Raw genomic sequence first — 16411 nt, 5'->3', positions numbered from 1 at the left:
CGGATTCAGAGGTTGTTTTTGCAGATGACGCCGTCTTTGACGATCAGCGCGAATTTTTCCGCGGGGTTTTCCAACACACCGATCTCTTGCAGGGGATTTCCCTCGACCAGCAGCAGGTCGGCCAGCGCACCCTCTTCGACGACGCCGAGCCGGCCCGGATAGGGATTCCGCGGCCCGGACATGGCCAGCAGCTGCGCGTTGTCGAACGTCACCATTTTCAGGATTTCGAACGGCGTGAACCATTTTTGCAGTTTGACGATGCCGTGGTTCTGGTTTTTCGTGTTGGCAGGATTGAACAGCAGGTCGGTTCCCCAAGCCAGTTTCACCCGGTATTTTTTCGCGAGGTTGTAGGTGCGGTCCGTTCCTTGGGTGATCTCGATGTGCTTGGCCTGCTGAACGGGCGAAGGGTAGGTGTTGTCCTCGACGGCGAATGCCTGCATGCTGAGCCAGACATCGTTTGCCGCAAGCAGCTCCATTGTCGGTTCGTCGATCAGGTGGCCGTGTTCGATGCTTCTGACGCCGGCCGCTATGGCCCGCGCAATGCCCCGCGGGTTGTAGACGTGCACCATGACATACGTGCCCCAGTCTTCCGCCGCGCGGACTGCGGCGCGAATCTCTTCCTCGAAAAATTCGGTCACGTCCAGCGGATCGTAGAGCGATGCGGCGCCGCCTCCGGTCATCAGCTTGATCTGCGAGGCGCCCTGCCGCAGGTTCTCGCGCGTGGCGGCTGTCACGGCGTCGGCCCCGTCGACGATGCGCGAGGCTCCGAGCTGTTCGATGTGCGCGGCCTCGCACCCGCAGCCTCCGTGGAAATGGTCGTAGATCATCCGGAAATCGCCGTGCCCCGAGGTCTGTGAGATCATGGCGCCGCTGGGGTAGATGCGCGGCCCGGGCAGCAGTCCGGTGTCGATGGCCCGCTTCAGTCCGAAGACGGGTCCTCCGGCGTCGCGGATGGTCGTGAAACCCCGCAGCAGGGTAGCCCCGGCCTCGCGTCCCGCCGCCAGATGCGTATACGAAGGGTCCGACGTCAGCAGATCCTGCATGGTGTTGCAGCAGAGGTAGGCGTGCCAGTGCGCGTCGATCAGGCCGGGCATCAGGAACCGGCCCTTTCCGTCGAGCGCCCGGACTCCGGCTGCGGGGTCTGCGGGGATGGGTTCCCGGGAGATTCTCTCGATCCGGTTGTTTCTGATCAGCACGTTTCCCCGGAGGGTCTGCGGCTCTTTTCCGTTGAAAATCTCAACGTCGTTGATAAGTATTTGCGAATCCATAGAGAAGAGGGTTTTCGGTCAGACATGCAGGTGGAACAGTTTGGCGATGCCCGTCACGACGATCTGGACGCCGACGCAGAAGGTGAAGAAGGCGACCATCTTGTTGATGACGATGCTGCCGCTGTTGCCGATTTTCCGGATAATCCGTTCGCCCTGCGACAGGAACAGATAGAGGATCAGACACATCAGTAAGATGACCAGCGCGATGATGGCGTAGGAGAGCAGGCCCTTGGCCCAGCCGTCCTTCATGCTGACCGAGGCCATCAGCGTCAGGATGACCGAGACGCTGCCCGGGCCGATGCTGATGGGGAAAGTGATCGGGTAGAAGATCTGCGACTCGATGGCCGATTTGTGAATGGGGTTGACGTCCTTGCCCTGCGTCCGTCCCACCGAGGAGTCCGAATCGCCGAGCCATTGCAGGGCGGTGCGGCAGATCAGCAGTCCTCCGCCCAGCTGGATGACCGGGAGCGAAAGCCCGAAAAGCGACAGCACGAAATGTCCCACGGCCAGGCTGCCCAGTCCGACGAGCAGGTAGTCGGTGACGATTCTGTGGATGATCGACCTGCGGTCCTCGTCGCTCAATCCCGACAGCAGCCCGTTGACCAGAAATCCGGCCCCCACCGGGTTCGCCACCGGGAACAGCGCCATGAAGGCGGATATGAACGTGAAAAGGAAACCTTCTTTCAGCATCTTGAGGCTCGGAACTTTGTGTTGCCGGCAGAAATCAGCAACAACTGTTCCAAACCTTCCGCACTCCGGGCGGAGCCATGTCGCACGGAGGCGGAAGCCGTCGCCGTGCACAGCCCGGTTTTCAACGACGACGGCAATCGCCGTCCGGAAAAACAAAATCCTGCAAGATCAACGACTTGCAGGATTTTCTATTTGATAGCCGCTTTGCGCGCCGGCTTTGCGGAGAGGACGAGATTCGAACTCGTGGTACAGGTTGCCCCGTACGTCGGTTTAGCAAACCGGTGGTTTCAGCCACTCACCCACCTCTCCGGACACGCCTTCCGGTTGTTAACTCCGAAAGGGTGTGCAAATATAGAATCTTTTTGGGGAAATACAAAGAAATGCGGTCAAAATTTGTATTTTTGCATAAATCCTCACACCCTCGGTTTGAAACGCATCCGTTGCATATTATATATGGTGTGCTGTCTTGTGGCGGCATCCTCCGTCGCGCAGCCCGCCTTTGAAAACCGTTTCGCGCAGCCGCTCGGCGAGGTCCTGCGGCAGACCGGGGAGCGCTTCGGCGTGCGTATCGTCTGCAAGCGTTTCGACCCCGACACGGTGCGGGTCGCCTATGCCGCCTTCCGGGTGCGTCCCTATTCGCTTCCGGAGACGCTGGACGGGCTGCTGCATCCGCTCGGGCTGGTGTGGAACGGGACGGAGAAGATCACCGTGCAGCCTTACGAATACTACCGCCGCACGCCTGCCGACGGCGAAAGACTGCTGGCATGGCTCTCGGCGCAATATGCCGGCCGGGAGGCGTGGGAGCGGCGCCGGGAACGGCTGCTCGAAGGCGTCCGCGACGCCCTGAACCTCGCTCCGTTTCTCCGGGGGCTGGCGGCCGATCCCGATGTCCTGCTCGGTCCGGAGATCGGTCACGACGGCTATACGACGCAGAATTACGCCCTCGAAACCCTGCCCGGACTCTATGTCTGCGGGACGGTCTATGCTCCCGCCGTGCCGCCGCTTCCGGAGCGCCGGATGATTTTCCGGGGCCGTGGAACGCATGGCCCGGTGCGTCGGCCGCTGATCGTTTCGCCGGCGGGGCACTGGCCGGGCGGCCGCTACCGCGCCGACCAGCAGCTGCGCATGGCGACGTTCGCCCGCATGGGGGCTGTGGCCGTCGATATGGACATCTTCGGTTGGGGCGAATCGGAACGGCAGGTCGGGCGCGAGGCACACACGGCCCCTTACTCGATGCAGGTGCAGGCCCTCTGGTCGAAGGCCGTCACCGACTGGATCGCGGCGTCGCGCCGTGACGTGGACACCGCCCGCATGGCCGCGACGGGCGGTTCGGGCGGGGCTACGCACGCCCTGCTGCTGGCCGTGACCGACGGACGCTTCGCCGCTTTGGCTCCCGTCGTGCATCTGGTGTCGCATTTCGACGGGGGATGTCCCTGCGAGAGCGGCCGCCCGGTGACGCTGGCCGCCGGGGGCAGCTGCATGCCGGAAATCCTCGCCGCGGCGATGGCTCCCCGTCCGGTGCTGGCGGTCAGCGACGGCGGCGACTGGACGGCGAGCTGGCCGGCGCTGGAATATCCCTTCCTGCGGCGAATCTGGGATTTCTACGACGCCGGAGCGCAGGTCCGCAACGTCCATCTTCCCGGCGAACGGCACGATTACGGTGCGAACAAGCGCCGCGCGGTCTACGCCTTTTTCGCCGAAACGCTGGGCCTCGACGTCTCGCAGGCCGACGAAAGCAGGGTGGAGGTCCTGCCCGAAGCCGCGCTGTGCGCTTTTCCGGGCGAACTGCCCCCGACAGCCCTCTGGAGCCGCGCACAACTGGAACGAATCATCGAAAAACTGAAATAGCCATGAAACGGATTCTCTTGTTTTTGCTGGCCCTCGGGGCCGTTTGCAGCCTGAATGCCAAGACCCAGAAATGCCTCTACCGCGTGACGGTCACGGGCAACCGTCCCGAATGTCCGGTCGTGATCCGCGACGTGCCCGAGTGGGCGCAGAGCGCCGTCGTGTCGATAGAGGGTCTTCACCAGATTCCCTCCCAGCTGGACAGAGACCTGGGCGAGCTGGTTTTCGTTTACGACATTTCCGGCAGTCGGGATTTCCGGGTCGTTTATTCGTCGAGTCCCGACAAACGGGTCTTCAGCGCGCGCGTGCATGCCCAGATGTGGCTCAAGAACCCCGACAAGACCCTGCGTGCCGTCGACCGCGCCTCCTCGGAGAAGAATGACATGTACCATAAACTGCACCACCACGGTCCGGCCTTCGAGTCGGAGTATGCCGCCTACCGCATCTATTTCGACAACAAGCAGACCATCGACACCTACGGCAAGAAGCGTCCGCAGCTCGAGCTGGCCGAGACGATGTGGTATCCTTCGGACGAGCAGCTCTCCCGCGGTTACGGTCACGACAACCTGCGCGTCTTCGGGTCGGTGGGCGTGGGGTCGCTCAAAGGCTGGGACGCCGAAAAGAGAAAAATGGTCCACATCGCCGATTTCAAACGCCGCGAAGCCCGCATCCTGGCCAACGGACCCATCCGCACGGTGGTCGAAATGCAGGTCGAGGGGTGGCGCTACGGAGGGCGCGAGATCTCGATGACCTCGCGCTACATCCTCTACGCCGGGCATGGCGACGTGCAGGTGGAGAACCGTATCGAGGGAGACTTCAAGGGGCTGGTCTTCACGACCGGCGTGATGAAGATGGCCGAGAACAAGGTCTATAAGAACGATAACGTGATCGCCGCCTTCGGGCGCGACTTCCCCGAGAACGACACCGTGAAGTGGGAGCGCGAGAGCGTCGGGCTGGCCGTCGCCGTGCCGCAGAGGCAGATCGCCTCGCAGACCGACGACAGGACCAGCTACCTTTTCCAGCTTACGCCCGACGCCCGGGGACGCATCGACTACGTGTTCGAAATGATCTGGCGCAAGAGCGAATGGCTCAAGGACCGCAGCGACACCGAATGCGTCCTGGGGCTGATGGAGTCGGTGGGCGCGGCCCGGACCCCGGTCGTCGTTTCGCGGATCAGGTAGTTTTGAAAAAAAATGCATCGTTTGCGTCAAAAAATCCCTGTTCGATAAGCTGGGGCAGTGTACTTTTGTATACCTGAAATTGTGAAAATTTTACGTATACGAATAAAACTACCTCTCTTATGAACTTCAGACAAGTGACGATTTGCGCAGCCGCGGCACTCCTGGCAGCCGCCGCAGGATGCCGCGCACACGCCCCGGCCTGCAACCTCCCGTTCGAGATGCCGCAGGTCGCCCGGCCTGCGATTCCTTCGAATACGGTCAGCGTCGCCGATTTCGGCGGTTCGGGCGACGGCCATACGCTCAATACGGCGGCCTTCGCCGACGCCATTGCCGCCTTGGCCGCCCGGGGAGGCGGTCGTGTGGTCGTTCCCGAAGGCGTTTGGTTTACCGGGCCTATCGAACTGAAAGACAATACCGAACTGCACCTCGAACAGAACGCCGTCATCGTTTTCAGCGACGACAAGACGCTCTATCCGCTTGTCGAGACCACGTTCGAGGGTCTCAATACGCTGCGCTGCCAGTCGCCGATCTCGGCGCGGGGCGTGAAAAACGTGGCCATCACGGGCCGCGGCGTGATCGACGGCAACGGCGATGCGTGGCGCGCCGTGAAGCAGGACAAACTCAATCCCCGCCAGTGGAAGACATTGGTCAAAAGCGGCGGCGTGCTCTCCGACGACGGCAAGACGTGGTATCCTTCGGAAAGCTATAAGTTCGGGGCCACGTCGGGCGCCGACCAGAACGTTTCGACGTGGGCGAAAACCCGCGCCGATTTCGAGCGCATGCACGACTTCCTGCGTCCGGTGATGATCGCCGTCCACCATTGCGAGAACGTCCTGCTGGAGGGCGTCACCTTCCAGAATTCGCCCTGCTGGAACATCCATCCGGCCATGTGCACCAACCTGATCGTCAACGACATCACGGTCCGGTGCCCCGATTATGCGCAGAACGGCGACGGCATCGACATCGAGTCGTGCCGCAACGTCGTGCTGACCAACTCGCGCTTCGACGTGGGCGACGACGGCATCTGCATCAAGAGCGGCAAGGACAAGGCGGGCCGCGACCGCGGCATTCCGTGCGAGAATATCCTCGTCGACAACTGCATCGTCTTCCACGGCCACGGCGGGTTCGTCGTCGGCAGCGAGATGTCGGGCGGCGTCAGGAACGTCAAGGTTTCGAACTGCACCTTCTCGGGGACCGACGTGGGGCTGCGTTTCAAGTCGGCGCGCGGCCGCGGCGGGGTGGTCGAGAACATCTGGATCGAGGACATCGCCATGAACGACATCCTTCAGGAACCGCTGCTGTTCGATCTTTTCTACGGCGGCAAGTCGGCTTCCGAGGCGCTTGCCGAGAACGGCGGGGCCGAGGCTGCGGACCTCGCCCCGAAACCCGTCGACGAGACCACGCCGGCCTTCCGGGACATCCATATCCGAAATGTGTGGTGCCGCGGCGCGCGGCGCGCGATGTATTTCAACGGACTTCCGGAGATGAACGTCGAGCGCGTCACGGTCGAGAACACGCAGATTTACGCCGCGACGGGCGCGCAGATCAACGAGTCTTCGGATGTCGTGCTGCGCGACGTGCAGATCGTCCCCGAGCAGGGTCCCGCGCTGATGCTCAACAACGTGAAGAATCTTTCGGCCGAGGGCTTCGTCTGCCCCGAAGGGCTGGAGCGCGCGCTCGTCGTGACGGGAAGCCGCAACCGCTCGATCGAGGTTTCCTCGCCGCAGATCACCGGGGCCAACGCTTCGCTGCCGAAGGGTGCGGCCCAGTATGTAGCAATCAAATAAACCGATCCGCGATGATTCGTACCGATATTTTACTGTTGTCCGCGATGCTGGCCCTTGCCGTCGGTTGCGGCGATGATTCCACGGCGGCGGCTCCCGACGTGAAAACCCTTCCCGTGCCCGATGTCACCGTCTCGGTTTCGGACCAGACGGCCACCGTGCGCTGGAGCATCTCCGAGCCGGTCGAGGCCGTGCGCTTCACCTTCGAACTCTATGCCGGCGACGCCGCGGCGCCCTTGCAATCGGCCACGACGCGCCTCGGGTCGCAGCGTTTCGAAATGGAGACGGGTGTTTCCTATCGTTTCCGCGTGCTTGCCGCGGCTCCGCTCGGTTCCGCCGAATGGCAGGACTCGGAGTTCTCCGATTTCGTGGTTTTCTCGGGCGACATGCTCGGCACTCCCGCGGTGCGGCTCGTCGAGAAGTCGGACGATTCGGCCACGCTCTCCTGGACGGCGGTCGCCGGGGCGGCGGAATACGCCTACGAGCTTTACGAAGGGGATGATGCGGCTCCCTGCCGGGCCGCCGCGACGATCCGGACGACCGTTGAACTGACGGGCCTTTCGGCCAATACGGCCTACCGTTTCCGCGTGAAAGCGGTTGCGGAGGAGGAGGGTGACGACTCGTCCTACTCCGAGCCGGTAGCCTTCACCACCGACCGTTCGTCCGTCGATCCCGGCGTCGACCTGGGGCTTCCCCTGGCCGACGAGAACGACGGCGTGCTGCGCGCCTTCCCCGGCGCCGAGGGCGGCGGCATGTACACGACGGGCGGCCGCGGGGGCAAGGTCTACCACGTCACCAACCTCAACGACTCGGGCGCCGGTTCGTTCCGCGCCGCCGCCGAGGCTTCGGGCAAACGCATCGTGGTCTTCGACGTGGCCGGCACGGTCCACCTGACGAGCGACCTGCGCATCCGGAACGGCAACCTCACCGTTGCGGGGCAGACCGCCCCGGGCGGCGGCGTCTGCATCGCCGGCGGCACGGTCGTGGTCGACGCCGATAACGTGATCATCCGCTATATGCGTTTCCGCCTGGGCGACCTCAATACGGGCGGCAATCTCTCCGACGGTTCGGACACCATCTGGGGCCGTTACCACAAGGACATCATCCTCGACCATTGTTCGATGTCGTGGTCCATCGACGAGTGCGCCTCGTTCTACGCCAATCAGAATTTCACGATGCAGTGGTGTCTCTTGACCGAGAGCCTGCGCAAATCGGCCCACGGCAAGGGCGACCACGGCTACGGCGGTATCTGGGGCGGCAGGAACGCCTCGTTCCACCACAACCTGCTGGCCAACCACGACAGCCGCAACGCCCGCATCGACCATCCGGGCATCTACGGCAGCTACCTCTCGACGCACCGCGGCAATGTCGATTACCGCAACAACGTGATCTACAACTGGGGCAGCAATACGACCTACGGCGGCGAGGACGGCTCGTTCAACATCGTGAACAACTACTACAAGCCCGGCCCGGCATCGAAGGAGAAAAAATACTTCGTCGACGCCTACTGGTACAACTCCTCTTCGAACGTAGGTTCGGCCTATCCCCGGCTCTATATGTCGGGTAACTACCATGCTGGCAGTTATGCCTCCTCGATCAACGGCGATCAGTGGAGCGGCGTTTACTACCATCCGCAGGGCAATGACCCCTCGACCACGGACGGACGTCTCTCCGCGCCGCTTTCGATCAAAGCCGGCGACGCGACGGTGTGCCACACCACGACGCACACGGCGGCCGGGGCGTTCGACGCCGTGCTGTCCTACGCCGGGGCTTCGCTCTGCCGCGATGCCGTCGACAAGCGGGCCGAGACCGACGCCCGCAGCGGCAAAGCGACCTTTCCCGACGGCGGCAACGGCTCGACGGGCGGCCTGATCGACTCGCAGGCGGCCGTGGGAGGCTGGCCCGAACTCACGGCGACCGCCGACCAGATCGCGCGGGCCGCGGTGGATACCGACGGCGACGGCATTCCCGATTACTACGAGGAACTGCTCGGACTCGACCCGAAGGACGCTTCCGACGCTGCAGCCACGACGCTCGACCCGCAGAAGCTCTATTCCAACATCGAGGTTTACTTCCACTACCTGGTTCGCGACGTCACGCTGTCGCAGGTGAAGGGAGGCTCCTATACTGCTTTACAATAGTTGATCCGGTCGCGGCCGGCGGCAGACGGGAGGTCGCAGCGCCTCCCGCCCGCCGTTTAAAACGTTGCTTGAGATGAAACGGTTTTTCCTGCTGATAATGTGCGTGTTGTTTTCCGCGGTTGCCTGCGGGCAGACGCTGCGCGTCTACCTGGTCGGCGACTCGACCTGCGCCACGAAGGACCTTGCGAAGCAGAATCCCGAGCGGGGCTGGGGGCAGCTGTTCCGGCCGTTGTTCGACGCTTCGGTGCGGGTCGAGAACCACGCCACGAACGGGCGTTCGACCAAATCGTTCCGCGACGAGGGGCGCTGGGCCGCCGTTTACGGAAAGTTGCAGCCCGGCGACTACGTCTTCATCCAGTTCGGGCATAACGACCAGAAACAGCAGGATTCTACCCGCTATGCCTCTCCGGAGCGGTATGCCGAAAATCTGCGCCGCTATGTGCGCGAAACGCGGGAAAAGGGAGGTATTCCCGTACTGCTGACACCCATTGTCCGGCGGCACTTCACCGGGGGTGCGCTGGACGACACCCACGGACCCTATGCCGACGCCGTGCGCCGCGTGGCCGCAGCGGAGAAGACGCCGCTGATCGACGCCGAACGGCTGACCCGTGCGTGGGTATCGTCGCTGGGCGAGGAGGCGTCGCGGGCCTGTTACATGTGGGTCGAACCCGGGACCAGCCCCCGCTGGCCCGACGGACGGCGGGACGACACCCACCTCAACGTCCGCGGCGCACGCGCCGTGGCGCGGATGATCGCCGCACGGCTTCCGGAGCTGCTTCCGAAACTGGGCCGCCGTCTCGCACACTCCGATTTCGTGGTCGCGCAGGACGGCTCGGGCGACTTCTTCACGTTGACCGAAGCTGTGGCCGCCGTTCCCGACTTCTGCCGCGATACGACCCGCATCCTCGTCTGCGAAGGCGTCTACCGCGAGAAAGTCGTCGTTCCCGCCACCAAGCGCAACGTCATACTCGAGGGGGTGCGCGGAATTGGGCCGGATGCGGACCGACCGGCGGCCGCTTCGGAAACCGGCGCCTTGAGCCGGCGGGGCGCGGTGACCGTGACGTGGGACGACTACGCCGCCAGGACCGGCCCTACCGGGCATCCGCTGGGCACTTCCGGCTCCTCGACCGTCTATTTTGGCGGCGATGGCTGGACGGTGCGCGGACTGACGTTCGAAAACTCCGCCGGGAGGGTGGGGCAGGCGGTCGCCGTGCAGTGCCTCGGCACCGGACTGCACTTCATCGGCTGTCGTTTCCTCGGCAATCAGGACACGCTCTACCTCTACGGCGCCGGCAACCGCGACGGGGAGACCGTCACGGAAAATGCTCGCATCCGCTTCGACGACTGCTATGTCGAGGGTACGACCGATTTTATTTTCGGCTCGGCGGCGGCGCTGTTCCGCAACTGCGAGATTCGTTCGAAGGCCGATTCCTACATCACGGCGGCCTCGACCTGCAAGGGACAGCCCGTGGGCTTCGTTTTCCGCAACTGCCGCCTGACCGCCGCCGAAGGGGTCACGCGGTGCTGGCTGGGCCGCCCGTGGCGCGATTATGCGCAGACTGTCTTCGTCGACTGCCACCTGGGACCGCACATCGTGCCCGAAGGGTGGCACGACTGGTCCAAACCCCGCGCGCACCGGACCGCGTTCTATGCCGAATATCATTCCGAAGGCCCCGGGGCCGCAGCCCGTAGCCGGGTCGGATGGTCGCGGCAGCTGACCGAAAAAGAGGTCCGGCAGGTGCTCGCGGCCTTTGAAAAATAGATCGGGAATCCGATTTTTCGTATATTTGGTGTCGTAACGACACGCGTTGTTTGCCGGGCCGTTTTGCTCAACCGCGTGCAATTCGATTTTGGAATAGTCCGTTCTTTTTACTACCTTGGAGATCGGATTTGTTAAATGACTATGAAACGACTGCTGCTGACCTTTTTGCTGCTCGCCGCCGTTCCGGGGTTCGCCCGGACGTCGCCCCCGCAGTGCCTTTTTCAGACCTACTCCACCCTGGACGGGATGACACACGACCGCATCGCCGACATCTACACCGATTCGCGCGGCTTCGTGTGGGTCTGCACGTGGTACGGGGTCAGCCGTTTCGACGGGTATACCTTCAAGAATTTCAGCACCACGCCGGGCGACTTCTCGCCGCTTTCGCATCACCGCTTCGTCTCGGTGAGCGAGGATTCGAACGGCCATCTCTGGTTCACGACCTATAACCTCCACGTCTACCGTCTGAACCGCTATACCGAACAGTTCGAGGACGTGGTGTCGCTCATCGACGGCGTCGATTCGAAGCATTACCGCATGACGCACTGCCTGCACGATGGCGACGGCGGCACGTGGGTGGCCATCGCGGGGCTGGGCGTGGCGCGCTTCGCCGACGGGGCCGATGCCGCTCCCGTGCGTGTGGACGCCTTTTTCGACGCCCCGGTGCTGGGCGGCGACGTTGCGGCGATGTACCTCGACGACCGGGGCGGCGCCTGGATCGCCGCGGCGGACGGGCAGCTGAATCACATCGCCGCCGGGGAGCGCACCGCACGCACGCTCTGCGAGACGGCGGCTCCGGCCTTCGCCTTTACGGCCGACGCCGCATCCGTCTACTGCGCCACGCCGGGCGAGGTGGTCCGCGTCGGGAAGCAGAACGGCAAAGTCGACCGCCTGCCGGGCGGCGCGGCTCCGCTGACAGCCATCGTCGCCGATTCGGTGCGGGGCGCGGTCTACGCCGGGAGCCGTTCGGGCGAACTCTACCGCGTCGCGGGCGACCGCCTCGCGCGGCTCAATCCCAAAGGGGTGCGTCCGCGCCGCATCCGCGGCCTCGCGGCCGACTCCCGAGGCATCGTATGGGTGACCTCGGCCGAGACGGGCATCACGCGTTACAATCCCTCGACCGACGACTACAAGCACTTCGAGCAAGAGCCTTACACCGTCTCCTACAACCTCGACACGATCACCAAGATCGCCGAGGGCGGCGGCCTGCTGTGGATCAAGATGAACAACTGGGGCTTCGGCTATTACGACCGCGAACGCGACACGGTCGAGCCGTTCTACAACGACCCCAAGCAGCCCAACTGCCAGATGACCAACGCCGTCGTGCGTTTCGACGTGCGCGACGACGTGCTGTGGCTCTCGACCTACAACGAACGCGGACTGCGCAAGGCGGTGCTGCTGCGCCAGCCTGCCGAGGTCTTCACCCTCGACTCGAAATCCCCGGACCCGCTTTCGGGTGAAATCCGCGCCCTGATGACCGACAGCCGGGGACGGATGTGGGTCGGCACGCGCGACGGCGACCTGATCGCCTTCGACGCCTCGAACAAACCCGTCTACACGCTTCCGGCGCAGGGCCGCCGCGGCACGGGGATGATCTACGCCCTGAAGGAGGACTCTTCGGGCAATATCTGGGTCGGGACCAAGGGCGAGGGGCTTTACCGCATGACGCCCGAGGGCGGCGGTTACCGGGTCACGCATTTCACCCATTCCGACGCGGACGCCTGGTCGTTGAGCGACGACCAGATCTACTGCGTCGAGGAGGACGGTACGGGCCGTATTTGGGTGGCGACCTACGGCGGGGGCATCAACCTGCTGGAGGACCCCGCGGGACACCGTTTCATCCATGCCGGCAACCTGATGACGCACTATCCGCTTGACGAGGCGGGGCGTGTGCGGTGGTTGCTCTACGACCGCCCGGACCGGATGTTCGCCGCGACGGTCGACGGACTGCTGGTCTTCGACCCGGGGGCCAGCGCCAAGCTGATGCGCTTCCGGCTGATGCAGAAAATACCGGGTGATGCGAAATCGCTGGGCAACAACGACATCATCCACATGCTCAAGGACTCCGGGGGGCGCATCTGGCTGGCGACCTTCGGCGGCGGATTGAACCTCATCGAGAGTTACGACGCCGACGGTGCGCCGCGTTTCCGCTGCTACGACAAATCGTCGGGACTGGCCAGCAATATCTGCATGGCCCTGACAGAGGACCGGCAGGGCGACCTGTGGGTTTCGACGCACAACGCCGTGTCGCGGTTCGACCCCCGGCGCGGGATTTTCTCGAACTACTACCTCTACGACAACATGCGCAATGCGGTTTTCAGCGAGGCCACGGCGCTCACTTCGCCCCGCGGCGACGTGCTCTTCGGCAGCGGACGCCAGCTCTACCGCTTCGATCCGGACGAGGTCCGTGCCGCGAAGATCGACTACGACCTCCGTTTCACGGGGCTCGACGTGCGCAACGTCCCCGTCGTCGCGGGGCGCCGCTCGCCGCTCTCGGAGTCGGTGACCGAGGCCGACCGCATCGTACTGCCCTACAATTTCTCGAATTTCCGCATGGAGTTCGCATCGCTCAATTTCGCCATCCAGCACGTGGTGGGGTACATGTACAAGCTCGAAGGCTACGACCAGGACTGGAACATCTCGGGGACGACCAACCGCGCGGCCTACTCCAACGTGCCGATCGGCGACTACAAGTTCCACGTCAAGGCGTTCGTCGGCAATGCCGATGCCGCCGACGAGGGGATCACGATTGGGGTCGAAGTGCTTCCCCCCCCCTGGCTCACCTGGTGGGCTAAAACCCTTTACGTCCTGCTGGCGCTGGCGGCGGCGGCCGTCGCCTGGCGCATTGCCAGTTCGGTCATCCGCATCCGCCGCGAAGCGAGCGTCGAGCAGAACATGACCGACCTCAAACTGCGTTTCTTCACCAACATCTCGCACGAACTGCGCACGCCGCTCACGCTCATATTGGGCGGCATCGAGGACGTGAAGAAGCACGACAGCCTGACGCCGCGGGGCGAAAACAGCCTCACGCTGGCCCACCGCAACGCCAAGCGCATGCTGACGCTGATCAACCAGCTGCTCGACTTCCGCAAGATCGTCAAGAACAAGATGGAGCTGAAAATCTCGCGCGTGGACCTCGTGCCGCTGGTCGAGGACGCCCTCGACGATTTCCGCGAAATGGCCTCCGAGCGCCGGATCGAATTGCTGTTCACCCTTTCGCGCCGCTCGGTGCTGGTGTGGGTGGACATCGAACGCATGGAGAGCGTCGTCTACAACCTTTTGTCCAACGCGCTGAAATTCACGCCCAACGGCGGTCGGATTGAAGCGATACTTTCACTGCGCGAAGAGGAGGAGAGCGTGACGCTCACCGTCCGTGACACGGGCATCGGCATCCCGAAGGACAAGCAGGGGGTGATTTTCGAGCGTTTCGCGCAGGCTTCGCGCGCCGTGGACAGCAACATGAAGGGGTCGGGTATCGGCCTTTCGCTCTGCCGCGACATCGTGGCCCTGCACCACGGCGAAATCTCGGTCGACAGCCGTCCGGGCGAAGGCGCCTCCTTCACCGTGAAACTCAAACTCGGCAACGCCCACTTCGGCATGGAGCAGATCGACTTCACGGGCGCCGGGGCGGGGGAGGGCGAACGCCGCAACGACTATATGGTCAGCGACTTCACGGCCGCCGACAGCCAGCGCCGCATGGACGTCGCGCCGCCGAAGGACGCGCAGAAAATCCTCCTGGTCGAGGATAACCGCGAACTGCGCATCTTCATGTACAACAGTCTGATAGACACCTATTACGTCGTCGAGGCCGACGACGGTGTCGAGGCCCTCGAAAAGATCCGCAGCGAGATGCCCGACATCATCGTCACCGACCTGATGATGCCCCGCATGGACGGCATCGAACTGATCGACAAGGTGCGCCACGACTTCACGATGAGCCACATCCCGATCGTGATGCTCACGGCCCGCCACTCGCCCGACGACCGGGTGAAGGCCATGGAGTTCGGCGCCGACGGCTACATCACCAAGCCGTTCAGCATCGAACTGCTGCTGGCCCGCATCGACAACCTGCTGACCCAGCGGCGCAAGCTCTTCGAGAAGTTCTCCTCGCAGTCGGCCCGCAACAAGGTGGTCGAACTGGCGGTCGAGGATGTCGTCGTCACCGACCGCGACGAGGAGTTCATGAAGAACGTGATGGCGTGGCTGGGCGAGAACATCGAGAACTCGGAACTCACGATCGACCGGCTGGCCTCGCACCTCGGGCTGGGCCGCACGACGATGTACAACAAACTCAAGAGCCTCACGGGCAAGTCGCCCGTCGAACTGATCAAGGAGTACCGCATCACCAAGTCGAAACTCCTGCTGCGCACGGGCCAGTTCTCCGTGTCGGAGGTGGCCTACAAGGTGGGATTCTCCGATCCGGGCTATTTCAGCCGCTGTTTCCGCGAGCAGTACCACATGTCGCCCGCCGAATACCTCAAGACGCATAACCTGAAACAAGAAGATACCAAGACCGCATGAAAAAACGTCTGATCCCTGCCGCGCTGTGTGCGCTGGCCGCCGCCTGCACCTCGTCCGGCGCATTGTACGAATCCGGAAACCCGCCCGCCGTCCGCATGGCCGCGAGCGAAATCGTCCGCAACCCTTCGCCGACGAACCTCGACGGCATTCCCGCGGGGAAGGTGAAGTGGAACTACACCACGGGACTCGAACTGCTCGCCATCGCGGATGCCGGCCGGATGTACGGCATTGAGGAGTTCACGGCCTATGCCGAGCGTTATTTCGACACGATCGTGCGTCCCGGCGGGGAGGTGCTGACCTATAGGAAGACGAAATACAACCTCGACCACGTCTGTCCCGGGCGCGCCCTTTTCGGACTGTACGACCGCACGGGCGACGTGCGCTATAAGATGGCGCTCGACACGCTCTACGCCCAGTTGCAGGAGCAGCCCCGCAATGCCGACGGGGGCTTCTGGCACAAGAAGGTCTACCCGCACCAGATGTGGCTCGACGGACTGTACATGGCCCAGCCGTTCTACGCCGAGTATGCCGCGCGGAACCTCTCCGGGGTCGGGTACGAGAAAGCTGTCGACGACATCGTGAACCAGTTCGTCGTCGTGGCCGCGCACACCTACGACCCCGCCACGGGGCTTTACCGCCACGCCTACGACGATTCGCGCGAAATGTTCTGGTGCGACAGGGCCACCGGCCAGTCGGCCCATGCCTGGGGCCGCGCGATGGGATGGTACGCCATGGCCATCGTCGAGACGCTGCAATACCTCGGCGTCGACGATGCGACGCAGCCGATGGTCGAAATACTGAACCATATCTACGAGGTGCTGCCGAAATACGCCGATCCCGCGACCGGCATGTGGTATCAGGTGCTCGACCAGCCGGGCCGCGAGGGCAACTACCTCGAATCGACCGCCTCGGCGATGTTCGTCTACGCCATGCTCAAGGGCGTGCGGCTGGGTTACCTGCCCGCGGAGCTGGGCGGCGAGGCGCGGCGGCTGTATGAAAAGTTCGCCGACTGTTTCGTGAAGGAGAATCCCGACGGCACGATCTCGCTGACCGGCTGCTGTTCGGTGGCGGGCCTGGGCGGCAAGCAGATGCGCAACGGCACGTTCGAATATTACATCTCCGAGCCGGTGATCGACAACGACTGCAAGGGCGTGGGACCCTTTATCTGGGCTTCGCTGGAGATTCGTCTTGCGCAGGAGACTCTCTGATCCGCGGACAT

9 protein-coding genes and 1 tRNA gene are annotated in these 16411 nt (G+C 63.5%); 7 read left to right on the top strand and 3 right to left on the bottom strand.

Going from position 1 to position 16411, the window contains the following annotated elements:
- Positions 1–5: 5 nt before the first annotated feature.
- The 3 genes from ACGHP5_RS00705 to ACGHP5_RS00695 form a co-directional block, all read right to left on the bottom strand.
- Positions 6–1268 carry an amidohydrolase family protein gene (locus ACGHP5_RS00705; protein ID WP_337771297.1) on the bottom strand — a complete coding sequence of 421 codons (1263 nt, stop codon included), beginning with the start codon at positions 1266–1268 and terminating at the stop codon, positions 6–8.
- 18 nt (positions 1269–1286) lie between these two features.
- On the bottom strand, positions 1287–1958 hold the full coding sequence (locus ACGHP5_RS00700) for a MarC family protein (RefSeq protein WP_337771296.1): 672 nt from the start codon (positions 1956–1958) through the stop codon (positions 1287–1289).
- A gap of 220 nt (positions 1959–2178) precedes the next feature.
- A tRNA-Ser gene (locus ACGHP5_RS00695) sits at positions 2179–2267 on the bottom strand.
- 144 nt (positions 2268–2411) lie between these two features.
- Between ACGHP5_RS00695 and ACGHP5_RS00690 the strand changes: the two genes are divergently transcribed.
- The 7 genes from ACGHP5_RS00690 (at position 2412) to ACGHP5_RS00660 (ending at position 16400) form a co-directional block, all read left to right on the top strand.
- Entirely contained in the window at positions 2412–3806 is a 1395-nt protein-coding gene (locus tag ACGHP5_RS00690) for a hypothetical protein (protein WP_337771295.1), read from the top strand.
- A gap of 2 nt (positions 3807–3808) precedes the next feature.
- Entirely contained in the window at positions 3809–4984 is a 1176-nt protein-coding gene (locus tag ACGHP5_RS00685; RefSeq protein WP_337757211.1) for a DUF4861 family protein, read from the top strand.
- Positions 4985–5103: 119 nt separating this feature from the next.
- On the top strand, positions 5104–6771 hold the full coding sequence (locus tag ACGHP5_RS00680) for a glycoside hydrolase family 28 protein (protein ID WP_295903474.1): 1668 nt from the start codon (positions 5104–5106) through the stop codon (positions 6769–6771).
- A gap of 11 nt (positions 6772–6782) precedes the next feature.
- Complete coding sequence (locus ACGHP5_RS00675; protein WP_390567844.1) at positions 6783–8909, top strand: fibronectin type III domain-containing protein; 2127 nt, start codon at positions 6783–6785, stop codon at positions 8907–8909.
- A 73-nt stretch (positions 8910–8982) separates the two neighbouring features.
- Positions 8983–10671, top strand: coding sequence for a pectinesterase family protein (locus ACGHP5_RS00670; protein ID WP_390567843.1), 1689 nt, complete (start codon positions 8983–8985; stop codon positions 10669–10671).
- A gap of 141 nt (positions 10672–10812) precedes the next feature.
- Positions 10813–15192, top strand: coding sequence for a two-component regulator propeller domain-containing protein (locus ACGHP5_RS00665; RefSeq protein WP_390567842.1), 4380 nt, complete (start codon positions 10813–10815; stop codon positions 15190–15192).
- Positions 15189–16400 (top strand): glycoside hydrolase family 105 protein, encoded by a 1212-nt coding sequence (locus ACGHP5_RS00660; RefSeq protein WP_390567841.1) that lies wholly within the window; start codon positions 15189–15191, stop codon positions 16398–16400. The genes ACGHP5_RS00665 and ACGHP5_RS00660 overlap by 4 nt, the downstream gene beginning before the upstream one ends.
- Positions 16401–16411 lie beyond the last annotated feature (11 nt).

This window comes from Alistipes sp. i18-0019-D1, from assembly GCF_042852885.1.
Lineage (GTDB): Bacteria > Bacteroidota > Bacteroidia > Bacteroidales > Rikenellaceae > Alistipes.
Note: the sequence above shows the minus strand (reverse complement) of the source record. Positions and strands in the feature narration are given on the sequence as shown.

Excerpts from the sequence above, each read along its gene's own strand:
- ACGHP5_RS00705 (WP_337771297.1), bottom strand. The coding sequence starts at position 1,268 with ATGGATTCGCAAATACTTATCAACGACGTTGAGATTTTCAACGGAAAA.
- ACGHP5_RS00700 (WP_337771296.1), bottom strand. The coding sequence starts at position 1,958 with ATGCTGAAAGAAGGTTTCCTTTTCACGTTCATATCCGCCTTCATGGCG.
- ACGHP5_RS00690 (WP_337771295.1), top strand. The coding sequence starts at position 2,412 with ATGGTGTGCTGTCTTGTGGCGGCATCCTCCGTCGCGCAGCCCGCCTTT.
- ACGHP5_RS00685 (WP_337757211.1), top strand. The coding sequence starts at position 3,809 with ATGAAACGGATTCTCTTGTTTTTGCTGGCCCTCGGGGCCGTTTGCAGC.
- ACGHP5_RS00680 (WP_295903474.1), top strand. The coding sequence starts at position 5,104 with ATGAACTTCAGACAAGTGACGATTTGCGCAGCCGCGGCACTCCTGGCA.
- ACGHP5_RS00675 (WP_390567844.1), top strand. The coding sequence starts at position 6,783 with ATGATTCGTACCGATATTTTACTGTTGTCCGCGATGCTGGCCCTTGCC.
- ACGHP5_RS00670 (WP_390567843.1), top strand. The coding sequence starts at position 8,983 with ATGAAACGGTTTTTCCTGCTGATAATGTGCGTGTTGTTTTCCGCGGTT.
- ACGHP5_RS00665 (WP_390567842.1), top strand. The coding sequence starts at position 10,813 with ATGAAACGACTGCTGCTGACCTTTTTGCTGCTCGCCGCCGTTCCGGGG.
- ACGHP5_RS00660 (WP_390567841.1), top strand. The coding sequence starts at position 15,189 with ATGAAAAAACGTCTGATCCCTGCCGCGCTGTGTGCGCTGGCCGCCGCC.